At 70.0% G+C, this 24,233-nt stretch carries 23 protein-coding genes; 14 read left to right on the top strand and 9 right to left on the bottom strand.

Features of this window, described 5'->3' with window-relative positions:
* Positions 1-152: 152 nt before the first annotated feature.
* Positions 153-353: a heavy-metal-associated domain-containing protein gene (locus tag CK951_RS08220; protein WP_096785689.1), complete on the top strand. Its 201-nt coding sequence runs from the start codon at positions 153-155 to the stop codon at positions 351-353.
* Between the two features lie 489 nt (positions 354-842).
* Here the strand turns inward: CK951_RS08220 and ndk are convergent, their stop codons facing one another.
* Entirely contained in the window at positions 843-1,265 is a 423-nt protein-coding gene (gene ndk / locus CK951_RS08210) for a nucleoside-diphosphate kinase (RefSeq protein WP_002720049.1), read from the bottom strand.
* 125 nt (positions 1,266-1,390) lie between these two features.
* Here ndk and CK951_RS08205 point away from each other — a divergent pair, with 125 nt between their 5' ends.
* The 4 genes from CK951_RS08205 (at position 1,391) to CK951_RS08190 (ending at position 5,569) form a co-directional block, all read left to right on the top strand.
* Positions 1,391-3,235 carry an ABC-F family ATP-binding cassette domain-containing protein gene (locus tag CK951_RS08205; RefSeq protein WP_096785687.1) on the top strand — a complete coding sequence of 615 codons (1,845 nt, stop codon included), beginning with the start codon at positions 1,391-1,393 and terminating at the stop codon, positions 3,233-3,235.
* Between the two features lie 7 nt (positions 3,236-3,242).
* The gene (locus CK951_RS08200; protein ID WP_096787200.1) at positions 3,243-3,866 is read left to right on the top strand and encodes a MarC family protein; all 624 of its coding nucleotides are present in this window, start codon (positions 3,243-3,245) and stop codon (positions 3,864-3,866) included.
* Positions 3,867-4,007: 141 nt separating this feature from the next.
* Positions 4,008-4,583 carry a TIGR02281 family clan AA aspartic protease gene (locus CK951_RS08195; RefSeq protein WP_096785686.1) on the top strand — a complete coding sequence of 192 codons (576 nt, stop codon included), beginning with the start codon at positions 4,008-4,010 and terminating at the stop codon, positions 4,581-4,583.
* 179 nt (positions 4,584-4,762) lie between these two features.
* The gene (locus CK951_RS08190) at positions 4,763-5,569 is read left to right on the top strand and encodes a hypothetical protein (RefSeq protein WP_157764524.1); all 807 of its coding nucleotides are present in this window, start codon (positions 4,763-4,765) and stop codon (positions 5,567-5,569) included.
* 46 nt (positions 5,570-5,615) lie between these two features.
* Here CK951_RS08190 and CK951_RS08185 read toward each other — a convergent pair whose 3' ends face one another.
* Both CK951_RS08185 and CK951_RS08180 read right to left on the bottom strand, forming a co-directional pair.
* Positions 5,616-6,074, bottom strand: a complete 459-nt coding sequence (locus tag CK951_RS08185; protein ID WP_096785684.1) for a DNA polymerase III subunit chi — start codon at positions 6,072-6,074, stop codon at positions 5,616-5,618.
* A gap of 103 nt (positions 6,075-6,177) precedes the next feature.
* The gene (locus CK951_RS08180) at positions 6,178-7,647 is read right to left on the bottom strand and encodes a leucyl aminopeptidase (protein WP_096785683.1); all 1,470 of its coding nucleotides are present in this window, start codon (positions 7,645-7,647) and stop codon (positions 6,178-6,180) included.
* Positions 7,648-7,798: 151 nt separating this feature from the next.
* Here CK951_RS08180 and lptF point away from each other — a divergent pair, with 151 nt between their 5' ends.
* The 6 genes from lptF to rsmA all read left to right on the top strand — a co-directional run bounded on the left by lptF (position 7,799) and on the right by rsmA (position 15,313).
* Entirely contained in the window at positions 7,799-8,929 is a 1,131-nt protein-coding gene (lptF, locus tag CK951_RS08175; protein ID WP_096785682.1) for an LPS export ABC transporter permease LptF, read from the top strand.
* Entirely contained in the window at positions 8,926-10,020 is a 1,095-nt protein-coding gene (gene lptG / locus CK951_RS08170) for an LPS export ABC transporter permease LptG (RefSeq protein WP_096785681.1), read from the top strand. Before lptF ends, lptG begins: the two co-directional genes overlap by 4 nt.
* The gene (locus CK951_RS08165) at positions 10,020-12,164 is read left to right on the top strand and encodes an LPS-assembly protein LptD (protein WP_096785680.1); all 2,145 of its coding nucleotides are present in this window, start codon (positions 10,020-10,022) and stop codon (positions 12,162-12,164) included. Before lptG ends, CK951_RS08165 begins: the two co-directional genes overlap by 1 nt.
* A gap of 85 nt (positions 12,165-12,249) precedes the next feature.
* On the top strand, positions 12,250-13,467 hold the full coding sequence (locus tag CK951_RS08160) for a peptidylprolyl isomerase (RefSeq protein ID WP_096785679.1): 1,218 nt from the start codon (positions 12,250-12,252) through the stop codon (positions 13,465-13,467).
* On the top strand, positions 13,464-14,432 hold the full coding sequence (pdxA, locus tag CK951_RS08155; RefSeq protein ID WP_096785678.1) for a 4-hydroxythreonine-4-phosphate dehydrogenase PdxA: 969 nt from the start codon (positions 13,464-13,466) through the stop codon (positions 14,430-14,432). The genes CK951_RS08160 and pdxA overlap by 4 nt, the downstream gene beginning before the upstream one ends.
* 44 nt (positions 14,433-14,476) lie before the next feature.
* A complete protein-coding gene (gene rsmA / locus CK951_RS08150; RefSeq protein WP_096785677.1) occupies positions 14,477-15,313 on the top strand; it encodes a 16S rRNA (adenine(1518)-N(6)/adenine(1519)-N(6))-dimethyltransferase RsmA in 837 nt (278 codons plus the stop codon).
* A gap of 32 nt (positions 15,314-15,345) precedes the next feature.
* On the opposite strand, the gene CK951_RS08145 is transcribed toward rsmA, so the two are convergent.
* The 6 genes from CK951_RS08145 to CK951_RS08120 all read right to left on the bottom strand — a co-directional run bounded on the left by CK951_RS08145 (position 15,346) and on the right by CK951_RS08120 (position 21,037).
* The gene (locus CK951_RS08145) at positions 15,346-16,119 is read right to left on the bottom strand and encodes a DUF4167 domain-containing protein (RefSeq protein ID WP_096785676.1); all 774 of its coding nucleotides are present in this window, start codon (positions 16,117-16,119) and stop codon (positions 15,346-15,348) included.
* Between the two features lie 259 nt (positions 16,120-16,378).
* Positions 16,379-17,209 (bottom strand): peptide chain release factor N(5)-glutamine methyltransferase, encoded by an 831-nt coding sequence (gene prmC, locus CK951_RS08140; RefSeq protein WP_096785675.1) that lies wholly within the window; start codon positions 17,207-17,209, stop codon positions 16,379-16,381.
* Positions 17,206-18,261, bottom strand: a complete 1,056-nt coding sequence (gene prfA / locus CK951_RS08135; RefSeq protein WP_096785674.1) for a peptide chain release factor 1 — start codon at positions 18,259-18,261, stop codon at positions 17,206-17,208. Before prfA ends, prmC begins: the two co-directional genes overlap by 4 nt.
* A gap of 92 nt (positions 18,262-18,353) precedes the next feature.
* On the bottom strand, positions 18,354-18,806 hold the full coding sequence (locus tag CK951_RS08130) for a DUF1499 domain-containing protein (protein WP_198402423.1): 453 nt from the start codon (positions 18,804-18,806) through the stop codon (positions 18,354-18,356).
* Entirely contained in the window at positions 18,803-19,768 is a 966-nt protein-coding gene (gene speB / locus CK951_RS08125) for an agmatinase (protein WP_096785673.1), read from the bottom strand. Before speB ends, CK951_RS08130 begins: the two co-directional genes overlap by 4 nt.
* 105 nt (positions 19,769-19,873) lie before the next feature.
* Positions 19,874-21,037, bottom strand: coding sequence for a M20 aminoacylase family protein (locus CK951_RS08120; protein ID WP_096785672.1), 1,164 nt, complete (start codon positions 21,035-21,037; stop codon positions 19,874-19,876).
* 152 nt (positions 21,038-21,189) lie between these two features.
* Between CK951_RS08120 and mazG the strand changes: the two genes are divergently transcribed.
* The 3 genes from mazG to CK951_RS08105 all read left to right on the top strand — a co-directional run bounded on the left by mazG (position 21,190) and on the right by CK951_RS08105 (position 24,168).
* Positions 21,190-22,011, top strand: a complete 822-nt coding sequence (gene mazG / locus CK951_RS08115; RefSeq protein ID WP_096785671.1) for a nucleoside triphosphate pyrophosphohydrolase — start codon at positions 21,190-21,192, stop codon at positions 22,009-22,011.
* Positions 22,012-22,086: 75 nt separating this feature from the next.
* On the top strand, positions 22,087-23,094 hold the full coding sequence (locus CK951_RS08110; RefSeq protein ID WP_096785670.1) for a Fe(3+) ABC transporter substrate-binding protein: 1,008 nt from the start codon (positions 22,087-22,089) through the stop codon (positions 23,092-23,094).
* Between the two features lie 132 nt (positions 23,095-23,226).
* Positions 23,227-24,168: a nucleoside hydrolase gene (locus CK951_RS08105; protein WP_096785669.1), complete on the top strand. Its 942-nt coding sequence runs from the start codon at positions 23,227-23,229 to the stop codon at positions 24,166-24,168.
* The last annotated feature ends 65 nt before the right edge of the window (positions 24,169-24,233 follow it).

Raw genomic sequence — 24,233 nt, 5'->3', positions numbered from 1 at the left:
TTCCGGATGTGAGGCGCGGCCTTCACCTTCAGCAAGATGGGGCTTCCCACGACTGGAAGGTCAAGGGGCTTCGCCATATTTCGCGCGCCTCGGGCGGGGGCTTGACCTTCCCCTGCTGGAATCCCCTCATCTGGCCGGGAAAGGAGATCCAGATGACCAAGCTTTCCATTCCCGACATGTCCTGCGGCCACTGCCGCGCCTCGATCGAGGGGGCGCTGGCACCGCTGCCCGGCTTCGACTCCATCCGCTTCGACCCCGAAACGCGCACCGCGACCGTCGAGGGCCCGATTTCCGAATCGACCCTGCTCTCGGCGCTGGACGCGATCGGCTTTCCCGCTCAGGTCGTGCGCTGACGCCTGCGGTTGCGGCGCGGCTGCAGGATCGGGCGCGATGTGACAAATGTGACGCAACTTCCGGCAGATCCGGTATTCGGCTGCATACAATGCCCTTGTCCGACTCGGTTGCGAGGCATAGGTAGAGGTGAATGTGTCATCTTGCCGCCATCGCCTCACCGCGACGCGCATGCCGACACAGGACGCTGTCGTAACCCGTAACCTGAACGAGAACCGGAGCAGTCACATGGCCCATCAAGCCCCCGCCCAGCAGCCGCAACAAGGCGTCGTTCCCGCTTCCCCCCAAATGGGCGGCGCCGAGACGGTGACGCAACCGCAGCCCGCCCGTCCCGTCTACAACGACTGGGCCGCGATCTGATCGCAAGGATCGGGTCCGAACTGAAAAAGGCCGGCGGTGACGCCGGCCTTTTCCGTTGGAGTATCGTGCTTCCGGCGAACGCAACGCTGGCCGAGCGCGCGAGGGCGCACCCGGCCGAAGGCTCGCGGCGCTCAGCCGACCAGTTCGAGGCCCGAGAAGAAGAAGGCGATCTCTTCCGCCGCGGTTTCCGGCGCGTCCGAGCCATGGACCGAGTTCTCGCCGACCGACAGGGCGAATTCCTTGCGGATGGTGCCCGCATCGGCGTTGGCGGGGTTGGTCGCGCCCATCACTTCTCGGTTCTTCGCGATGGCGCCCTCGCCTTCCAGCACCTGCACGACCACCGGCTCGGACGCCATGAACTCGGTCAGTTCGCCGAAGAACGGACGGTCCTTGTGGACGCCGTAGAACTTCTGCGCCTGGGCGAGCGACAGGTGGATGCGCTTCTGCGCGACGATGCGCAGGCCCGCTTCCTCGAACTTGGCGTTGATCTTGCCGGTCAGGTTGCGGCGCGTGGCGTCGGGCTTGATGATCGAGAGCGTGCGTTCGATGGCCATGGGGCATCTCCTCGGAGGGTGTAACTTTCGGGGCGCGCTCTAGCACGCGGTCCCCCGCGACAAAAGGGGGCACGAGCCGGGCTGCCGGCGTTGACAGCCGCAACCCGGCGGTCCATCACCCGGCCATGCTGCGCATCTCGGACATCTCCTATTCGGTCGAAGGCCGGCCGCTCTTCCAGGGCGCCTCGGCCACGATTCCCACCGGCCACAAGGTCGGCCTCGTGGGCCGCAACGGCACCGGCAAGACCACGCTGTTCCGGCTGATCCGGGGCGAACTGGCACTGGAAGGCGGCGAGATCGCGCTCCCTGCCCGATCGCGCATCGGCGGCGTGGCGCAGGAGGTGCCCTCGTCCTCGACCTCGCTGCTCGACACCGTCCTCGCGGCCGACACCGAACGCGCCGAGCTTCTCGCCGAGGCCGAGCATGCCCACGATCCGCACCGGATCGCCGAGATCCAGCATCGGCTTGCCGACATCGACGCCTGGTCGGCGGAGGGCCGCGCCTCGGCCATCCTCAAGGGCCTCGGCTTCGACGCCGAAGCGCAGCTTCGCCCCTGCTCGGACTTCTCCGGCGGCTGGCGGATGCGGGTGGCGCTGGCGGGCGTGCTGTTCGCGCAGCCCGACCTGCTGCTGCTGGACGAGCCGACGAACTACCTCGACCTCGAGGGCGCGCTCTGGCTGGAAAGCTACCTGCAGAAGTATCCGCACACCGTGCTCATCATCTCGCACGACCGCGGGCTTCTGAACCGCGCCGTGCAGGGCATCCTGCATCTCGACCAGAAGAAGCTGACCTACTGGACCGGCCCCTACGACCAGTTCGCCCGGCAGATGGCCGAGAAGCGCGCGGTGCAGGCCGCCGAGGCCAAGAAGCAGGAGGCGCGGCGCGCCCATCTGCAAAGCTTCGTGGACCGCTTCAAGGCCAAGGCCTCCAAGGCCGTGCAGGCCCAGAGCCGGGTGAAGATGCTCGAGAAGATGACGCCGATCACGCCCCCCGAAGAGGCGAAGCGGCAGGTCTTCACCTTCCCCAAGCCCGAGGAACTGTCGCCCCCGATCATCACGATGGAGGGCGTCTCGGTCGGCTATGACGGCCCGCCGGTGCTGAAGCGCCTCTCCCTCCGGATCGACCAGGACGACCGGATCGCGCTTCTGGGCCGCAACGGCGAGGGGAAATCGACGCTCTCGAAGCTGCTGGCGGGCAAGCTCGCCGCGCAGGACGGCCGGATGGTCCGGTCCTCGAAGCTGCGCATCGGCTATTTCGCCCAGCATCAGGTCGATGAGCTGCACGTGGAGGAGACGCCGCTGCAGCACGTCATGCGCCTGCGCCCGGACGAGGGCCAGCCGCGGCTCCGCGCGCGTCTTGCCGGCTTCGGTCTGATGGCCGATCAGGCGGAGACGGCGGTCGGCCGGCTCTCGGGCGGGCAGAAGGCCCGGCTTTCGCTGCTGCTGGCCACCATCGACGCGCCGCACCTGCTGATCCTGGACGAGCCCACCAACCACCTCGACATGGAAAGCCGCGAGGCGCTGGTCGAGGCGCTGACGGAATATCCCGGCGCGGTGGTCCTCGTCAGCCACGACATGCACCTTCTCGGGCTGGTTGCCGACCGGCTCTGGCTGGTCAAGGGCGGCGCCGTCGCCCCCTTCACCGAGGACCTCGAGGCCTATCGCCGCCAGCTTCTGGCCGGCGACGAGCCGCCCGAGAAGAAGGAGGCGAAGCCCGCGCCGAAGAAGGCCGGGCGCGACGAGATCCTCGCGCTGCGCGCCGAGGTGCGCAAATGCGAGGAACGGCTCGACAAGCTGAACGAGATGCGCGACCGTCTGGCCACCAAGCTCGCCGATCCCGCGCTCTATGAACCCGAGCGGCTGGGCGAGATGGAGACCTGGCAGAAGAAATACGCCGAGGTGATGGAGGGTCTCGACCGGGCCGAGGCGCTCTGGCTCGCGGCGCAGGAGAAGCTGGAGGCGGCGGGCTGAGGCGATGATGGTCGAGACAGGCTTCCTGATCACGGCCTTCGCCACGCTCTTCGTGGTGGTGGACCCGCCGGGGCTGATCCCCCTCTTCATCGCCCTGACCCCCGGCATGCCGCGCGAGCAGCGCAATGCCATCGGCCTGCGCGCCTGCCTCGTCGCCATCGGCATCCTCACCACCTTCGGCCTTCTGGGCGAGGCGGTGCTGGAGTTCATCGGCATCTCGATGCCCGCCTTCCGTATCGCCGGCGGGATCCTGCTGTTCCTGACCGCGCTCGACATGCTGTTCGAACGCCGCACCCAGCGGCGCGAGGGCCAGACCGCGGCCGAGCCGCACGATCACGACCCCTCGGTCTTTCCGCTCGGCATCCCGCTGATTGCGGGGCCCGGCGCCATCGCCTCGATGATCCTGCTCGTCGGCTCGGCGGACAGCTGGCAGGGCGTTCTGGCGGTGCACCTCGTGATGGTGGTCACGGTCACGGCGGCGTTCCTGCTGTTTCTGGTCGCGAGCCCGCTGGAGCGCATGCTGGGCCGCACCGGCACCATCGTGATCACGCGCCTTCTGGGGATGCTGCTCGCCGCGCTGTCGGTGCAGTTCGTCATCGACGGCATTCGCGGGTCGGGCCTTCTGGACTGACGCCCGGGCGGCCCGCGACCCCTGCCCGCCCCTCCCTCGACCGCCCTTGCCTGCCACGCCCGAGCGGCGCCGATCGGGCCGGTGCAAGGCTGGATTCCCCGCGCATCGCGCCCATATCCGAAGGACAGGACGGGGAGCGGCATGAGCGAGGACCTGATTGCACGGCTGGCCTATCTGGGCCTTCTCCTCATCGCGCTGGGGGCCTGGGTGCTGGTCGAATACCGGGGCCGGCTGGGCGCCGCGCTGCGCGCCGGCATGGCCTGGGCGCTGATCTTCGTGGCGCTGCTGGCCGGCTACGGTCTGTGGCAGGATGTCCGTCAGGAACTGGCGCCGGCGCAGGCGGTCGTGCAGGACGGCCGGATCGAGGTGCCGCGCGCGCGGGACGGCCATTTCTACCTGACGCTCGAGATCGACGGCACGCCGGTGCGCTTCCTTGCGGACACCGGCGCGACCTCGGTCGTGTTGTCGCAGGCCGATGCCCGCAGGCTCGGGATCGAGCCGGAGACCCTGGCCTTCCATGGCGAGGCGATCACGGCGAACGGTCCGGTGCGGACGGCACGGGTCCGGCTGGGTCAGGTCACGCTTGGCCCCTTCACCGAGCCCGGACTGCGCGCGTGGGTCAACGAGGGACCGATGGAGACCTCGTTGCTTGGCATGGATTTTCTGCGCCGGTTCCGCATCGCCATCGCCGACGACCGGATGCTGCTGTCGCGCTGACGCGGTCCCCGGGCGCGACCGCGGGCGGCGCCCCTGCCGTATGCCCGGGGCGCAGGTCTCCGGCACTCGGGTCCTGTGTCCGCGGCGCAACGGCCGAAGAGTCCGCGCCGGCCCCGCCCGTTGCCGCCCGTCCTTGCCGGATGGTAATGAATTCAGACGAAAGAATGGATCAGCCGGCCATGACAGACCGTCCCCCGGGCAAGAGGTCCCGCAGTCTCGCCGCGCGCCTGCGCCGCCTCGTCAGCCAGCCCTTCCGCTCGATGCGATACAAGGCGCTCTTTGCCCTCGAGTCCGGGCGGTTCCTGATGGACCCGGCCGACTTCGCGGACAAGCGGGTGCTGATCATCGGGGCGGCCTCCTGCGTCAGCGAGGAGCTCGACCGCCTCGACCCGGCGGACTGGGACGTCATTGTCCGCATGAACAAGGCCATCGACGTCCCGGTGATCTGGCACGGCAAGCCCTTCGCCCGCTGCGACGTGCTGTTCCACAGCTTCGGCACCGAGGGGATCCGCGCGGCTGGCGAAGTCACCGCCGCCAAGCTGCGCCACACCGGCACGCACACGCTCGTGCACCGCACGACCGGCAAGAGCCTGTTCCTGCGCACGCTCGAGGAGGACCGCCGCCTGCGCGAGGAAGGCTCGCCGGCGCGGATGCGCATCGTTGCACCCGAATTCTACAAGGGGCTGATGCGGGAACTGGGCGGCCACTCGCCGACGACGGGGGCGACCGCGATCTGCTGGTTCCTTGGCTGCAACACGCGCCGGCTGGGCATCGTGGGCTTCACCTTCTACACCACCCGCTACTTCCCGGGCTATCAGGACCATGTGCAAAGCGACGCCGACGCCCCGGCCTACGGCCTGCACAAGGGCATCCACGACCCCGAGGCCGAGCGGAAGATGATCGCGCGCAAGGTCGAGCATGCCCGCGCCGCCGGCAAGTCGGTCGTGCTGGGCCACGAGGTCGAGCGCGTTCTGGCGGCGGGCTGAACGGGTCGCGGCCCCCCCGGCCCGCTGCGCCCGACTGCGGCGTTGCTCAGCCGACCTCGGCCTTCTTCTCCCAGCGGCCGGAGTCCTCGGACCAGTATTGCGCGGGCAGCCCCGCGGCGGTCAGCGCCTTCCACTGGCCGCGCGCCCGCAAGAGCTGCGCCTCGTCCAGCGCGTCGAACAGGATCCACACCCGCTCCAGCGGCCGGGCTTCCTCGGGCGTGGTGTCGGCCCCGTCGAGCAGCATCAGCGCCTGCGCGCCGTTGCCGATGCCGCCGGTGCCCAGAAGGACCGGCTGCACGGCGTCATGCGGGCCACCTTCAAGCCCGTGCGGCAGGAACCCGTCCTCGGGCTCGCGCCAGAGCGCGAGGTCCAGCGCCTCCAGCCGCAGCCGGTCGGTGCCGCGCAGCATCACCCGCCAGCCCTGCGAGAGCGCGCGCGGCAGAAGCAGCCGCAGCGTCTCCTCGGCCGGCGACCGGGTGAGGTGGTAGAACATCACGACGCCCATCGCGTCCCGCCCCTTCGACCTGTCCTCGCCTGCGGCGCGCGCCGGGCCGTCGCGCCGCGGGGCCGGTGGCGGCCGCCGATGGTGGCAGCGGCCGTGGCCGGCATCACTTCTCCAGCATCTCGCGGATCATCCGGTCGAGCGAGAGCACCCCCCAGCCGGTCGCCCCCTTCGGCGCAAGCGGCGTGTCGGACTTGAGCAGCGCCGTCCCCGCGATGTCGAGGTGGATCCACGGCATGTCCGCCTTCACGAACCGCCTGAGGAAATGCGCCGCGGTGATGGACCCAGCCTCGCGCCCGCAGGAGTTGCGCATGTCCGCGATGCGCGACTTCAGCTTCTCGTCATAGGCCTCGCCCATCGGCATCCGCCACGCGCCCTCGCCCTCGGCCTGGGCGGCCTTCAGGAAGGCGTTGCAGAAGCCGTCGTTGTTCGAGAAGACGCCGGTGTTCTCGTGCCCGAGCGCCACGATGATCGCACCCGTCAGCGTGGCGAGGTCGATCATGCCGCGCGGCTGGAACCGCTCCTGCGCATACCAGAGGACGTCGGCCAGCACGAGGCGGCCCTCGGCGTCGGTGTTGATGACCTCGATCGTGTCGCCCTTCATCGAGCGCACCACGTCGCCCGGCCGCTGCGCCTTGCCGTCGGGCATGTTCTCGACGATGCCGACGAGGCCCACGACATTGGCCTTCGCCTTGCGCATGGCGAGCGTGCGCATCACGCCCGCCACCACCGCGGCACCGCCCATGTCCATCGTCATCTCCTCCATGCCGGCCGCCGGCTTGATCGAGATGCCCCCGGTGTCGAACACCACGCCCTTGCCGATCAGCGCGAGCGGCGCCTGATCCGCCGCGCCGCCCTTCCACTGCATCACCACGAGCTTCGAGGGATGCTCGGACCCCTGCCCGACGCCCAGAAGCGCCCGCATCCCGAGCTTTTCCATGTCCTCTTCCTCGAGGATCTCGACCTCGAGGCCAAGTTCGTGCATCGCGGCGAGCCGCGCGGCGAAGTCGAAGGTCGAGAGTACGTTGGCCGGCTCGTTCACCAGATCGCGGGTGAAGAAGATGCCTTCGGCCAGGGCCGCCATCGGCCCGGCTTCGGCGGCCACGGCCTCGGGGTTGGTCACCATCATCGTCACCGGGCCCGGCGCCGGCGCCTCGGCGGTCTTGTGCGCGGTGAAGTCATAGGCCCGGAGCGCCACGCCGAACGAGACCTCGGCCGCGCGCTGGATGCCGTCGGCCAGCACCAGCGTTCCGGCCTTCGACAGCGCCCGCCCGATGGCGCCGCCCGCCTTGCGCGCCGTGGCCACATCCGCGCGGCGGTCGAGCTTCACCAGCTGGATCGCATCCGCAGCCATTCCGGCGGGAAAGGCCAGCTCCATCGCGTCGCCCTGCTTCAGCTTGCCGAAGGCTTCGGAGGCCGCGCAGCGCTCCAGCGCGCCGCGGGTCAGCCGGTTCACGCGCTTCGCAGCCGGTCCCATCGCACCCGCGTCGCCCGCGAAGACGACGATGCGGCCGGGCGTGGTGGCCAGCGTGTCGAGGTCGAGGGCCTGGAACTGGATCGGAACGGGATGGGTCATGGCGAAACTCCGCTGCAACATCGGGCGCCGGGGCGCCGCTTTCGGCGCGAGGCTAGCCCCTGACCCGGGCGAAGGCCAGATACCAGTTTTCCCCGCCTGCGATTTCCGGTAGCGTCCCGCCACCCCGGGGCAGAGGATGGGCGGAGACCGCGTGTCTAAATTCGACAGATACCTGCTGTCGCAACTGGTTGCGCTGTTCGGCTTCTTCTCGCTGGTGCTGGTGCTGGTCTACTGGATCAACCGCGCCGTGGGGCTGTTCGACGACCTGATCTCGGACGGCCAGTCGGCGCTGGTCTTCCTCGAATTCTCGCTGCTGGCGCTGCCGAACGTGATCCGGCTGGTGCTGCCGCTGTCGGCCTTCGCCGCCACCATCTATGTCGTGAACCGCCTGAGCCAGGAGTCGGAACTGGTGGTCATGCAGGCGACCGGCTTCTCGGCCTTCCGTCTCGCCCGACCGGTCGTCTCGTTCGGGCTGATCGTCGCGCTGATGATGCTGGTGCTGATGAACGTCCTCGTCCCCGCCAGCCGCGCCATCCTTGCCGCGCGCTCGGCCGAGATTTCCGAGAACGCCACCGCCCGCTTCCTGCGCGACGGCGAGTTCCTGCACCCTGCGGACGGCGTCACGCTCTACATCCGCGAGATCTCGGACACGGGCGAGTTGATGGACCTGTTCCTTGCCGACGACCGCCATCCGCTGCGCTCGACCGTCTACACCGCGCGGCGTGCCCTGCTGGTGCGGACCGAGACGACCCCGAAGCTGCTGATGCTCGACGGAAGCGCGCAGACCCTCACCCGCGAGGGGCGCAGGCTGGACCTCACGCGGTTCGACGACGTGACCTACGACCTCGGCTCCTTCGTGACGCCCTCGGGCACCGACCGGCGCGGCATCGAGGAACTGTCCACGCGCGAGCTGTTCTCGCCCACCGAGGCGCTGCTGGAGGAGACGCGGTCCACGCGCGCGGCCTTCCTCTATGAGGCGCACAGCCGGATCGCGCAGCCCTTCCTCGGGCTTGCCTCGTCTCTGATCGGCTTCGCGGCGCTGCTTCTGGGCAGCTTCAGCCGCTTCGGCCTGTGGTGGCAGATCCTGTTCGCGGTGGTGCTGCTGATCCTCGTGCAGACCATCAACGTGGCTGCCTCGGGCGCGGGCATCGCGCAGGACGCGCTCTGGCCGCTCGCCTATGCGGCGCCGCTGACCGGCCTTGCCATCGGCATGCTGCTGCTCTGGAACGCGCAGCGTCCGCGGCGGCTCCGGCGCGCCATGCGCGGGATCTTCGCGTCATGATCCTGTCGCGCTACATCGCCCGCCGCTTCGCCCGCATCGTGCTGATCGTCTTCCTGATCTTCTTCTTCCTGATGATGCTGATCGACGTGCTCGACCAGATGCGCCGGTTCGCGGATGCGGGGATCTCGCTGGCACAGGCCGGGCTTCTGTCGCTTCTGCGCGTTCCCGAGACGATCTACACCATCCTGCCGCTGATCGTCATCCTTGCCGCCGTGGCGCTGTTCCTGGGCCTTGCCCGGACGAGCGAGCTGGTCGTGGTGCGCGCCGCGGGCCGGTCGGGCCTGCGCTTCCTCGTCGCGCCGATGGTCGTCGCCCTGCTGATCGGCGCCTTTGCGGTCGCGGTGCTGAACCCCATCGTGGCCGGCACCCAGCGCCAGTACGAGGAGATGGCCGGGCGGCTGGCGCGGGGGGGCGAGCGGGTCCTGTCCGTCTCGAAGGAGGGGCTCTGGCTGCGTCAGGGTGCGGCTTCGGGGCAGACGGTGATCCATGCCGCGCGCTCGAACGCCGACGGCACGCGGCTCTACGCGGTGACCTTCCTGACCTTCGACGCCGAGGGCCTGCCCGCAAGCCGGCTGGAGGCCGAGCAGGCGACGCTGGAGACCGGCTACTGGCAGCTTTCCAACGCCAAGCGCTGGAACCTGACGGTGCCCAACCCCGAGGCCGCCGCCCTTGCCGAGGGCCACGTCCGGGTGCCCTCGGACCTCACGCGAGAGGGGATCCGCGACAGCTTCGGCGATCCCTCGGCCATTCCGATCTGGGAACTGCCCGCCTATGTCGCGGGGCTGGAGCGCGCCGGCTTCTCGGCCCGGCAGCACCGGGTCTGGATGCAGATGGAATTCGCCCTGCCCTTCACGCTGGCCGCCATGGTTCTGGTGGCCGCGGGCTTCACCATGCGCCACGCCCGCTTCGGGGGCACCGGACGGATGGTGCTTTTCGCCCTGATCGCCGGGTTCGGCCTGTTCTTCCTGCGCAGCTTCGCGCAGGTGATGGGCGAGAACGGCCAGATCCCGATCCTTCTCGCCGCCTGGAGCCCGCCGCTGATCGGCGTCATGGGCTCTCTCGGTCTTCTCCTGCATCTCGAGGACGGCTGATGCGCTTGATCCGGAGGCTTCTGCTCTGTGCCAGCTTCCTCGTCCCGCTTCCGGCGGTGGCGCAGGAAAAGGCGACGCTCGTGGCGGACAGCGTGTCCATCGTCAACGAGACGACGCTGGTCGCCGAAGGCCATGTCGAGGTGCTCTACAAGGGCGTGCGGCTGACGGCCTCGCGCGTGCTCTACGACCAGCCGGCGGACCGGCTGACCATCGAGGGGCCGATCGTGCTCGACGACGGCGCGGGGCGGCTGGTGCTGGCCGATCAGGCGGCGCTGTCGGGCGACATGGCCGAGGGCATGCTGACCAGCGCCCGGCTGGTGCTGGACCAGCAGCTGCAGCTGTCCGCCTCGACGCTGGCCCGCGTCGGCGACCGCTACACGGCGCTCGGCAGCACGGTCGCCTCGTCGTGCCAGATCTGCGCCGACAGCCCGACCCCGCTCTGGGAGGTGCGCGCCCGGCGGGTCGTCCATGACGAGCTGGAACGGCAGATCTACTTCGACCATGCCTCGCTTCGCGTGGCGGGCGTGCCGGTGGCCTACATCCCGCGGCTGCGCGTCCCCGATCCGACGCTCGACCGCGCCACGGGCTTCCTGCGCCCCGAGCTGCGCACCACGAGCGACCTCGGCACCGGGCTGAAGCTGCCGTATTTCGTGGCCCTCGGCGACAGCCGCGACGTGACGCTGACGCCCTACGTCACCACCAAGGGCGGCCGCACGCTGGAAATGCGCTACCGCGAGGCGCTGAGCTTCGGCACGATCGAGGCCGAGGGCGCGGTCTCGCGCGACGAGATCCTGCCCGACGAACAGCGCGGCTACCTGTTCGCGCGTGGCACGTTCGATCTGCCGCGCGACTTCGAACTGGCGTTCCAGATCGAGGAGGTGAGCGACCGCGCCTACTATCTGGACTACGGCCTTGGCGACAAGGACCGGCTGGCCAGCGGGTTCGAGATCACCCGGGCGCGCCGCAACGAATACATCTCGGGCCGGCTGCTGAAGTTCCGCTCGCTGCGCGAGGACGAGGACAACGACACGCTGCCCTCGGTCGTGGCCGACGCGGCCTTCCATCGCCGCTTCGGCTTCGGCCCGCTGGGCGGCGAAGGCGGGCTTCGGCTCGAGACCCACAGCCACCGGCGCGATTCCAACGACCCCGAGGACAGCGACCGCGACGGCGATGACATCGCCGACGGGCGCGACATGTCGCGCGCCTCGGTCCGGCTCGACTGGCGGCGCAACTGGACGCTGGGCGGCGGCGTGCTGGGTTCGGCGCTGGCCGAGATCGGCGCGGATGCCTATGACGTCAGCGAGGATGCCGCCTGGGAAGGCTCGGACACCCGCACGAACGGCGCGGCCGCGGTCGAGCTGCGCTGGCCCTGGGTCCGCGCCTCGGCCAGCGGCGCCAGCGACGTGATCCAGCCGGTGCTGCAACTGGTCTGGGCCGATGCCGCCGACAGCGAGGTTCCGAACGAGGATTCGGTTCTGGTCGAGTTCGACGAGGGCAACCTCTTTGCGCTGGACCGCTTCCCCGGCGCGGACGGGGTCGAGGATGGCCGGCGCGCGGCCTTCGGTGTCAACTGGACGCGCTTCGACCCCGCAGGCTGGTCGCTCGGCGCCACCCTCGGCCGGGTCGTCTGGCAGGAGGAGAACCCCGGCTTCTCGGCGGCTTCCGGCCTTGACGAAACACAGTCGGACTGGCTGGCGGCCCTGCAGCTTGCGATGCAGAACGGGCTCACGCTGACGCAGCGCACCATCGTGGACAGCGACTTCGGCGTGACCAAGGCGGAATGGCAGATCGACCTGGAGCGCGACCGCTACGGCTTCAGCTCGCGCTACGTCCGCGTGCGCGAGAGCCTCTACGAGAACCGCCCCGACCCGGTGGCCGAGATCACGCTGGACACGCGCTACCGGCTGACCGACGCCTGGACCGCCAGCGCCGACGGCCGCTACGACTTCGAGGAGGGGCGGACGGCCGAGGCGGGCGTCGGATTCGAGTTCCGCAACGAGTGCCTGTCGGTGGATCTTTCCCTCTCGCGTCGGTTCACGTCCTCGACTAGTGTGTCGCCGAGCACGGATTTCGGCCTGTCGGTCGATCTCATCGGCTTCGGCAGCGGTGCGGCACCCGGCCCGTCGCGCGTGTGCCGCAGGTAGAGGCGGGCGGACCGGGAATGTCGCTGAAACGGCCGGCCACGGGCCGGACCATCGGGACCAAGAGCAGAAAACGGCTGACGGACAGATGAAGACCATCGCTTCCCATTGCCTCGCCCTCGCTGTGGCGACGGCCCTTTCGGTCGCCAGCGTGACGGGAGCGCCGGCGCAAAGCCTGTTCTCGCCGCATCTCGTCGTGAACGACAAGGTCATCACCAATTTCGAGCTGGAGCAGCGCATCCGCTTCCTCACCCTGCTGGGTGCGCCGGGCGATGTGGAAAAGCAGGCGGTCGACGCGCTGATCGACGACAAGCTTCGAATGGACGCGGCCGAAGCCGCGGGCATCGAGGCGACCGAGGAGCAGATCCGCGAAGGCATGGACGAATTTGCCGGCCGGGCCAACCTGACCGGCGAGCAGTTCGTGACCGAGCTGGGCAAGGCGGGCGTCTCGGCCGAGACCTTCCGCGACTTCGTCCACGCCGGCCTCGTCTGGCGCGAGTTGGTGCGGGCGAAGTTCGGCCCCCTCGCGCGGCCGAGCGAGCTGGCCATCGACCGGGCGATCACCAACCAGACCCGGCGCGCCGCGGTGCGGCTGCTTCTGTCCGAGATCATCATCCCCGCCCCGCCCGGCGAAGAGGCCGAAGTCCTTGCGCTGGCGCGCGAGATCAGCGCCGGGGCCCGGGGCGAGGCCGCCTTCGCCGAGGCCGCGCGCGAGTATTCCGCAGCGCCCTCGGCCGAACGCGGCGGGCGCATCGACTGGGTGCCGCTGCAGAACCTGCCGCCGACCCTTGGGCCGGTGCTTCTGACGCTTCAGCCGGGCGAGGTGACCGAGCCGCTGAAGATCCCGAATGCCGTGGCCCTGTTCCAGCTGCGCGGCATCGCGGAGTCCGACGAGCCGGCGCCGGAGGGCATCGAGGTCGAATATTCCGAGCTGTTCCTGCCCGACGACGAGGCCTTGCCGGAACAGCTTGGCCGGATCGCGTCGCGCACTGACAACTGCGACGATCTCTACACGGTGATGAAGGGTGCCCCGCCCGAGCAGCTGCGCCGGCAGAAGAGCGCGCTGGCCGCGGTGCCGCAGGACGTGGCGCTGGAACTCGCGCGGCTCGACGCCGGAGAGATCTCGAGCGGACTGCGCAGCGGCGCCACGCGGCGGGTGCTGATGCTCTGTGCGCGCCGTCCGCTGTCGGAAGAACCGCTCGACCGCGGCCGCATCGGGCAGATGCTGGTGAACCAGACGATGGGGGCCATGGCCGATGGCTACCTCGCTGACCTGCGTGCCAAAGCCATCATCCGCGAGCCGTGATCGCCCCCATAGCCCTCACCTGCGGCGAGCCCGCGGGCATCGGTCCCGAGATCGCCGTCAAGGCGCGCGGCATGCTGGGCGACCGGCTGCCGTTCTTCTGGATCGGTGATCCCGCGCATCTGCCCGAGGGCAGCGCGTGGCAGGGCATCGCCGAGCCTTCCGAGGCGGCGGCCGTGCCGGCCGGCGTGCTGCCCGTTCTGCCCCATGCCTTCCCCGATCCCGCCACGCCGGGGGTTCCCAGCCCTGGCAATGCCGCCGAAGTGGTGGCGGTGATCGCGCGCGCGGTCTCGCTCGTGCAGTCGGGCGCGGCCTCGGCGGTCTGCACTGCGCCGATCCACAAGAAGGCGCTGAAGGATGGCGCGGGCTTCGCCTTCCCGGGCCACACCGAATATCTCGCGGCCCTCGCCGGGGTCGGGCATGTCGTGATGATGCTGGCCTGCCCCGGCCTTCGCGTCGTGCCGGCGACGATCCACATTCCGCTGGCCGAGGTGCCGAAGGCCCTCACCGCAGAGTTGCTGGAGTCGGTCCTGCGCATCACCCATGCGGGGCTGGCCCGCGACTTCGGCCTGCCCGATCCGCGGATCTGGGTCACCGGCCTCAACCCGCATGCCGGCGAAGGCGGGGCAATGGGGCACGAGGATCAGGAGGTGATCGCCCCGCTCCTCGCCCGGCTCCGGGCCGAGGGGATGCGGCTGCAAGGTCCGCTTCCGGCCGACACCATGTTCCATGCGGCAGCGCGGGCGCAGTATGACTGCGCGGTCGCGATGTATCACGATCAGGGGCTGATCCCGATCAAGACCATCGATTTCGCGGGCGGGGTGAACGTGACGCTCGGCCTGCCGTTCATCCGCACCTCGCCGGACCACGGCACCGCATTCGACATCGCGGGGCGCGGCATCGCCGACCCCTCCAGCCTCGTCGCGGCGCTGGAGATGGCGGCGGAGATGGCCGCGGCCCGGCAGTGACCAGCCAGACAGGATGACGAGGATGCGAAACAAGGGGTTGGTCCTTGGCCACGATTGATGGTTTGCCGCCGCTGCGCGAGGTGATCCGCGCGCATGGCCTTACGGCGAAGAAGCAGCTCGGGCAGAACTTCCTGCTGGATCTGAACCTGACGGCGAAGATCGCGCGGCTGGCCGGCGACCTGACGCAGTCGGACGTGCTGGAGATCGGCCCCGGCCCCGGCGGCCTCACGCGCGGGCTGCTGGCGGAGGGCGCGCGGCGGGTGCTGGCGGTCGAGAAGGACGCCCGCTGCCTGCCCGCCTTGGCCGAAATCGCGGCGGCCCATCCGGGCCGGCTCGAGGTGCTGAACGCCGATGCGCTGGAGGTGGATGTCGCCGCGCGTCTGACGCCGCCGATCAGGATCGTGGCGAACCTGCCCTACAACGTCGGGACCGAGCTTCTGACGCGCTGGCTGTCCTCGGACTGGCCGCCGTTCTGGGCCAGCCTCACGCTGATGTTCCAGAAGGAGGTGGCCGAGCGGATCGTGGCAAGGCCGGGCTCGAAGGCTTACGGACGCCTCGCGCTCTTGGCGCAGTGGCGGACCGATCCGAAGATCGTCCTGACGCTGCCGCCCGAGGCCTTCACGCCGCCGCCCTCCATCCATTCCGCCGTGGTGCATTTCACGCGGCTCGACGGTCCACGCTATCCGGCCGATGCGGCCGTGCTGTCCCGCGTGACGGCGGCCGCCTTCAACCAGCGGCGCAAGATGCTTCGGTCGAGCCTCAAGGGGATCGCGCCGGACATCGAGACCGTGCTGCGGGACGCGGGGATCGAGCCCACGATGCGCGCCGAGGAAGTCTCGCTGGAAGGGTTCTGCGCGCTGGCCCGGCGGCTCGCGCGCTGAGGACGGCGGGGCCCTGACGGCCCCGCGTCGGATCACTCGGCCGCTTCGCGCGGGCCGCTGTCATCGGGCGAGCCATCGTCATCGCGCGGCTTCGGCTTGCGCGGGCCGCGCGGACGGCGGGGCCGGTCGGGCTTGGCCTGCTCGGAGGCGGCCTCGGCCGAGGCGCCTTCGGCCGGCGCTGCTTCCTGCGACGTCGCGGCCGGGGCATCGCCCGCGGGCTGCGCATCGGACTGCGGCGCGGCGGTGGTATCGTGGCGGCGGCGCGGCGCAGGGCGGTGCCGGTGGCGCGCCTCCGGCGTCTCGACCAGCCCGGTTTCCTCGTCCGCAGCATCCGACAGGTCGATCACCTCGTGCGAGCTGGCGGGCGCTTCCTGCACAGGCTGGGGCTGCGGCTGCGGCTGGGCCTCGGGACGCGGCTCACGCTCGGCGCGGGGCTGGTCCTGCCGCTCGTCGCGGCGGTCCTCGCGCGGGCGGTCGTTGCGGTGGTTGCCCTGCTGCTGGGGCTGCCCGCCCTGACCCGGCTGATGCTCGGAGCGGCGGTTCTCCTGCTCCAGCGCCATCTCGCGCTGCGCTTCGCCCAGGAGGCGGGTGTAATGCTCGGCATGCTGAAGGAAGTTCTCGGCGGCCACGCGGTCGTTCGACAGCTGGGCGTCACGCGCGAGGAACAGGTATTTCTCTATGATCTGCGCGGGAGTGCCGCGCACCTTGCCTTCGGGGCCGGAGCTGTCGAAGACGCGGTTGACGATATTGCCGAGGCTGCGCGGGCGGTTCGATTTCGAACGCGAGCGGGACTTGGAGGATCTCATCTTGTCCTTGTATCCAGATGAACTGGCCCTGCCGGTATGCCAGCAGCTCCTGCGGAACCGCTCCCGGCGACTGGTCGTCCGCACCGGGGCATATCGTGCATTTCAGGCTTGGCCGCGCGGAGAACGATCCCGATCGTGCGGACCATCCCCTCGGCGCATGTCCGAGTAATCACGGCGTCGCGTGGCTGGCAAGGGAAAAATGGGGCGAAACCCGCGTTTCGGCAAGGGCCGCGACCAATTGACCGCGCATGCCCATGCGTCAGGCAGCCCGCGCCGCCACGACGCGGTCGCGCCCGTCGAAGTCGCGCAGCACCGTCGCCCCGACCAGCCCCGCCTGCCGGAAAAGGTCGCTCACCGCCTCGCCCTGCGTGGGGCCGATCTCCACCAGCAGGCGCCCCTGCGGCGCCAGATGGGCCGGCGCGCCGGCTGCAATCGCACGATAGGCGTCAAGCCCGTCGCCGCCCGGGCTGAGCGCCATGTGCGGCTCCCAGTCGTGCACCTCGGGCGAGAGGCCGGCCATCTCGTCCGCGGCGATGTAGGGCGGGTTCGAGACGATCAGGTCGAACCGGCCGCTGACCTCGGCAAACCAGTCCGACAGGCGGAAGGCCACCCGATGATCGAGGCCGAGCGCCAGCGCATTGCCCCGCGCGACCTCGAGCGCGGCGGGCGACAGGTCGGTCGCGAGGCCCCGCGTGCCCGGCCGCTCGGCCAGCAGCGTGAGCGCGATGCAGCCGCTGCCGGTGCCCAGGTCGAGAAGCGTGGCGAAGGGCTCGGCCAGCGCGGCCGCGATCAGGCATTCCGTCTCGGGGCGAGGATCGAGCACGTCCGGCGTGACGCGGAACGGCCGGCCCCAGAACAGCCGCTCGCCCACGATCTGCGACACCGGCTGGCGCGCCTCGCGCGCGGCGATCGCACGATCCAGCCGCGCCTCGTCCTCGGCCGAGACCGCATCGCCCAGATGCAGCGTCAGCCGCTCGGGCGGGATCTGCATGGCGTGGGCGAGCAGCCGGCGGGCGTCGCGGGCGGCGTCCTCGATCCCGGCGGCGGCGAGGCGCAGGATGGCGGCCCTCAGCGCGGCCTGCGCGGTCATGCCTCCATCTCGGCCAGCCGCGCCGCCTGGTCATGGGCGGTCAGCGCGCCGATCACCTCGCCCAGATCGCCCGCCATGATTTGCGGCAGCGCATAGAGCGTGAGGTTGATGCGGTGGTCGGTCATCCGGCCCTGCGGGAAGTTGTAGGTGCGGATCCGCTCGGACCGGTCACCCGATCCGACCTGCGACTTGCGGTCGGCCGAGCGCGCGTCGGCCAGCCGCTGGCGTTCGAGGTCGAAGAGACGCGCGCGCAGCACCTCCATCGCGATCTCGCGGTTCCGGTGCTGGGATTTCTGCGACGAGGTGACGATGATGCCGGTCGGCAGGTGGGTGATGCGCACCGCCGAGTCGGTGGTGTTGACGTGCTGGCCGCCCGCGCCGGACGAGCGCATCGTGTCGATGCGGATGTCGGCGGCGGGGATGTCGATGTCGACCTCCTCGGCCTCGGGCAGCACCGCGACGGTCGCGGCCGAGGTATGGATGCGGCCCTGCGCCTCGGTCTCGGGCACCCGCTGCACGCGATGCACGCCGGATTCGTATTTCAGCCGGGCGAAGGCGCCCTCGCCCTCGACCCGGGCGGTGACCTCGCGGATGCCGCCAAGCTCGGAGGCGGCAAGGTCGAGGATCTCGAACCGCCAGCCCTGCGTCTCGGCATAGCGCTGATACATGCGCAGGAGGTCGCCGGCGAAGAGTGCCGCCTCCTCGCCGCCGGCGCCGGGGCGGATCTCGAGGATCGCGGGCCGCGCGTCGGCGGCATCCTTCGGCAGGAGGGCTATGCGCAGCGCCTGTTCCATCTCGGGGATGCGGGCGCGCAGCGCGGGGATCTCGTCCTCGGCCAGCGAACGCATCTCGGGATCGGCCAGCATCGCCTCGGCCTCGGCCAGATCGTCCAGCGCGGTGCGATAGGCCACGATCTCGGCCACCACCGGCTTCAGTTCCGAATACTCGCGGCTGAGGGCGGCGATCTCGGCCGGCGCCGCACCCGCAGAGAGCCGCGCCTCGAGGAACTCGAAGCGGCGGACGATCTGAAGGAGGCGATCCATGGGCACCATGCGCGGGATTTGTCCTATGGGCGGGATGGGGTCAAGGGCCGGCCGAGGCAGCCGGCCCGCCGGGCAGACCGAAGGGGATCGGGTCGCCGGGATCAGCGTTGCAGTTGCGCCAGCCAGTCCAGCGCCCGGGCGCGGTTCACGCCAAGGTCGCTTTTCCCGAAGCGCGAGCGGGCGAAAAGCGCGACATCGGTGCCGCCATCCTCGGCCGCGATCAGCCTGACCGAGGTGAAATCGGGGAAGCCCCACCACTTCGTCCGGGTAATCCAGGTCTTGTGAAAGCCCTCGCCCGCCAGCAGTTCCGTGCGCGGCGTGGCCGAGGCGATGGCGTCGAGCCGGGCTGCGACCTGATCGGGCGGCAGCGTCAGGTGCAGGGCCGGCGCATCCCCGCCGGGGGCGGCAAGAAAGCTGTTGTCGGCGCCCCGCTCGGTCACCGTCAGGGGATCGTCATGCCAGTCGCCGGGCAGGTTCGGCGCGAAGCGCACATAGGCCATAAGGCCCCCCACCAGCACGACGAGAACCAGAAGAACATAGGTCATCCGCTTCATTCCTTGCGCCTTCCCCAACCGTAGAGACAGATCAACTCATACGCCACATGCGCCGCCGCGACGGCGGTGATCCCCGCGCTGTCGTAGGGCGGCGAGACCTCGACCACGTCGCCGCCGACGAGGTTCACCCCCGCCAGATCGCGCAGGATCGCCGCCGCCTGCCACGAGGCCAGCCCGCCCCATACCGGCGTTCCGGTGCCGGGGGCGAAGGCGGGATCCAGCGCATCGATGTCGAAGGTGATGTAGGTCGGCCGGTCACCGACGATGCCGCGGACGCGGGTGGCGACGGCTGCCGGTCCCTGTTCGTGCACCGTCCGCGCGTCCAGCACGTTCATGCCCAGCCAGTCGGGCGTCTCGGTGCGGATGCCGACCTGAACCGAACGGACGGGATCGACGAGACCTGCCCTTACCGCCTTGTACATGAAGGTGCCGTGGTCGATCCGGCCCGAGTCGTCATCGGCCCAGAGGTCGGAATGCGCGTCGAACTGGATCACCGACAGCGGCCCGAACCGGTCGGCATAGGCGCGCAGGATCGGCAGGGTGATGAAATGGTCGCCTCCCAGCGTCACCGTCCCCGCCCCGGCGGACAGGATGCCGCCGATATGGTCGCTCAGCCGGGCGGGGAAGTCCGCGACCTTGGCATAGTCGAAGGCAAGATCGCCATAATCCACCACGTTCAGGCTCTCGAGGGGATCGAAACCCCAGCCGAAGGGGCGGTCGTAGGGCTGGAGCGTCGAGGCCTCGCGGATCGCGCGCGGTCCGAAGCGGGCGCCGGCGCGATTGGTCACGGCCTGATCGAAGGGCACGCCGGTCACGGCGAGATCCACCCCCGCCAGATCCTTGGTGTAGCACCGACGCAGGAAGCTCGTGGCGCCGCCGAAGGCGTTCTCGTAGGCGTAGCCGCGCGGATCATGCCGGGTGAAGGCAAGGTCCACCTCGGTCTTCGCATCTTCCAGTGCCATACTGGCTCCCTCGTCCGGTCGTTCCGCGCAGTCTAGCCAAGCCCGCCGCGGGCGCCAGTCCCGTTCACGGGGCTGCGGCGCCGACCGGCCGACGCCCCGGCGGGCTCAGGCCAGCGGCAGGGCGCGCTCCACCAGCCGGGCGAAGAAGCTCGCCCCGATGGGCGCGGCCTCGTCGTTGAAGTCATAGGCCGGATGGTGCAGCCCCGCCCCCGGCCCGGTGCCAAGGAAGAGATAGGCCCCCGGCCGCGCCTCGAGCATGTAGGCGAAGTCCTCGGAGCCCATCTCGCGGTTGGAATTGGCGTCCACGCCGGCCTCGCCCGCGATCTCGGCCGCGACCCCGGCGGCGAAGGCGGCCTTTTCGGGATCGTTCACGGTCGGCGGATAGCCCATCTCGTAGTCGATCTCGACATCGCAGCCATAGGCCGCGGCATGGCCCTGCACGATCTCGTGGAAGCGGCGCTTGACCATGTCGCGCACCTCGGGCGTGAAGGTGCGGATCGTGGCGCAGAACCAGCCGTCCTCGGGGATGATGTTCGAGGCGGTGCCGGTGTGGATCTGCGTGACCGACAGCACCAGATCGTCCAGCGTGTAGAGGTTGCGGCTGATGATGGTCTGCAGCGCCGAGACCATGCCGACGATGGCCACCACCGGGTCCACCGTCTCGTGCGGAGTGGCCCCGTGGCCGCCCCGCCCGATCACCCGGACGGTCGCGGTGTCCACGGCCGCCATCAGCGGCCCCGGCGCCGTCACGAAACGCCCCAGCGGCACGTTCGGCGCGTTGTGGATGCCATAGACCTCGCGGATGCCGAAGCGCTCCATCACGCCTTCCTGCACCATGACCTCGCCGCCGCCGCCATCCTCCTCGGCCGGCTGGAACATCAGCGCCACCCGCCCCGCGAAGCGCCGCGTCTCGGCGAGGTAGCGCGCGGCGCCCAGCAGCATCGTCACGTGGCCGTCATGGCCGCAGGCATGCATCCGACCCGGCACGGTCGAGGCATAGTCGGCCCCGGTCAGCTCCTCGATCGGCAGGGCGTCCATGTCGGCGCGCAGGCCGATGGTCGGTCCGTCCCCATGGCCGCCGATGATCGCGACGAGGCCGGACTGCGCGATGCCCTCGTGGATCTCGTCCACGCCGAACTCGCGCAGGCGGTCGGCGACGTAGGCGGCGGTGTTGTGGCAGTCGAAGCGAAGTTCCGGGTGGCGGTGCAGGTGGCGGCGCCAGCCCCTCATCTCGGCCGCGTAGTCGGCGATGCGGTTGACGACGGGCATGGGGTTCTCCTGCGGGTTCCGGTGGCGACTGCGCACAGAACCGCAAATCCGGCCCGCCCGCAAGGCACCCGGAAGGGCGAACGTCGCGTCAGGGCATGGACCGCGCCAGCCGGGACGGCTATCCCCAAGGCGTCATCCGATGCGGAGGGATCATGTCCGACAGCGCCTTCACCACCGGCCCCGGCCTTTCGCGCCTTCTGGCCATCATGGCGCGGCTGCGCGACCCCGCGCGCGGCTGTCCCTGGGACATCGAGCAAACCTTCGCCACCATCGCGCCCTACACCCTCGAGGAGGCGCACGAGGTCGCCGACGCCATCGAGCGCGAGGACTGGGACGACCTGAAGGGCGAACTGGGCGACCTGCTGCTGCAGACGGTGTTCCACGCCCGCATGGCCGAGGAACTGGGCCTGTTCGACTTCGAGGCGGTGGCCGCCGGCATCGCCGACAAGATGATCGCGCGCCACCCGCACGTGTTCGGCACGGACTCGCGCGACAAGTCGGCCGAGCAGCAGACCGCCGACTGGGAGAAGATCAAGGCGGCCGAACGCGCCGGCCGTGCTCAGGCGGGTGTGCTCGATGGGGTGGCGCTGGGGCTGCCGGCGCTGACGCGGGCGGTCAAGCTGCAGAAGCGCGCCGCGCGCGTGGGCTTCGACTGGCCCTCGACAGCGCAGGTCGTCGACAAGATCGTCGAGGAGGCGCACGAGCTGGTCGAGGCGCGCGACACCCTGACCGAGGCCGAGACCTTCGAGGAGTTCGGCGATCTGCTCTTCGTGATCGCCAACCTCGCCCGGCACCTCAAGGTGGACCCCGAGGCCGCCCTGCGCGCCGCCAACGCCAAGTTCACCCGCCGCTTTGCCCGGATCGAGGCGCTTCTGGCCGAGGAGGGCCGCCGCCCCGAGGACAGCGACCTCGCCGAGATGGACGCGCTCTGGGATCGGGCCAAGGCCGAGGAGCGCGGCCTCGCCGATACCTGAGCATTAAACTCAGCGATTGACGGAATGGTATACCTCACCTACACCTTGGGAAATTCCCGACAAAAGAGGTTAACTATGCGCTCCTCCCTTCCGCTTCTGGCCGCGATGATCGGCTCGACCGCGTTTCCCGCGCTGGCCGCCGAGGTGAATGTCTATTCCCACCGCCAGCCCGAGCTGATCCAGCCGCTGGTGGATGCCTTCACAGCCGAAACCGGGATCGAGGTGAACGTGGCCTTCGTGGACAAGGGCATGGCCGAGCGTCTGGTGGCCGAGGGCGACCGCTCGCCCGCCGATCTGGTGCTGACGGTGGACATCGCGCGGCTGATGCAGGTGGTCGAGGCAGGCGTGACGCAGCCAGTCACGTCCGAGGTGCTGGCCGCCAACATCCCGGCCGAGTTCCGCGACTCCGACGGCCAGTGGTTTGGCCTGACCACCCGCGCCCGCATTGTCTATGCCTCGAAGGAGCGGGTGGCCGATGGCGAGGTCACGACCTACGAGGACCTCGCGTCGGAGAAATGGAAGGGCCGGATCTGCACCCGGTCCGGGACGAACGACTACAACGTGGCGCTGGTGGGCGCGGTGATCGCGCATCACGGCGAGGACGGCGCGAAAGCGTGGCTCGAAGGGCTGAAGGCCAACCTTGCCAAGAAGCCCGAGGGCAACGACCGCGACCAGGTGAAGTCGATCTGGGCCGGCGAATGCGACATCAGCCTCGGCAACACCTATTACATGGGCCAGATGCTTGCGGATGCCGAGCAGAAGGAGTGGGCGGATTCGGTCCGCATCGTCTTTCCGGCCTTCGAGGGCGGCGGCACGCACATGAACATCTCGGGCGTCGCGATGACGAAGGCCGCGCCGAACCGCGAGGCGGCGCTGCAGCTGATGGAATGGCTGTCCTCGGACGAGGCGCAGCGGATCTATGCCGAGACCAACCACGAGTTTCCGGTGAAGCCGGGCGTGGCGCGCTCGGCGCTGGTGCAGGGCTGGGGCGAGTTCACGCCCGACAGCCTGAACCTCGGCGAGGTCGCGGCGCAGCGCGCGGCCGCGCTGAAGCTGGTCGAGACGGTCGATTTCGACGGCTGAGCCGGGAACGCCCGGCCTCCGCCGCGCGGTGCGGGAAAGGCGGGCGGTCGCTGACCGGCTCCCGCGCTCCGCGGCGGATGGACAAGACGGCGAGGCTGGGCTTTCCTCTGGCTCCCAGCAACAGGAGACACGATGACCCCGCCTCGCCGCATCATCATCGACACCGACCCCGGACAGGACGACGCGGTGGCGATCCTGCTCGCCCTCGCCAGCCCGGAACTCGAGGTTCTGGGCATCACGGCGGTGGCCGGGAACGTGCCGCTTCCGCTGACGCAGAAGAACGCGCGGATCGTCTGCGAACTTGCCGGGCGCAGCGACATCCCGGTCTTCGCCGGCTGCGATGCGCCGCTTTCGCGCAAGCTGGTCACGGCCGAGCATGTGCACGGCAAGACCGGCCTTGACGGCCCCGCCCTGCCCGATCCGACAATGCCGCTGCGGGACCAGCACGCGGTCGACTTCCTGATCGAGACGCTCCGGCGAGAGCCGGAGGGCTCGGTCACGCTCTGCCCGCTGGGGCCGCTGACCAACATCGCCACCGCCTTCCGGCACGCGCCCGACATCGTGCCGCGCATCCGCGAGGTGGTGCTGATGGGCGGCGCCTATTTCGAGGTCGGCAACATCACCCCCTCGGCCGAGTTCAACATCTTCGTCGATCCCGAGGCGGCGGCGATCGTCTTCGGCTCGGGCGTGCCGCTGGTGGTGATGCCGCTCGACGTGACGCACAAGGCGCTGACCTCGGCCGAGCGGGTCGGCCGCTTCCGCGCCATGGGGACCCGCGTCGGCACCATGGTCGCCGAATGGACCGACTTCTTCGAGCGCCACGACCGGCAGAAATACGGCTCGGAGGGGGCGCCGCTGCATGATCCCTGCGTCATCGCCTGGCTCCTGAAGCCCGACCTGTTCCTTGGCCGGCACATCAATGTCGAGATCGAGACCGAGGGCCGCTTCACCACCGGCATGACGGTGGCCGATTGGTGGGGCGTCAGCGACCGCGCGCCGAACGCGCTCTTCATGCGCGACGTGGATGCAGCCGGGTTCTTCGATCTTCTGGCCGAACGGATCGGGCGCCTTTGACCCGGCTGCGGCCCCGCAGCCCCGACGCCAGAGCAGGCGCTGGCAGCGGGCGGACAGGCAGGCGC

Origin of the sequence: Rhodobacter sp. CZR27 (assembly GCF_002407205.1) — a bacterium.
Taxonomy (GTDB): Bacteria; Pseudomonadota; Alphaproteobacteria; order Rhodobacterales; family Rhodobacteraceae; genus Cereibacter_A.
Note: the sequence above shows the minus strand (reverse complement) of the source record. Positions and strands in the feature narration are given on the sequence as shown.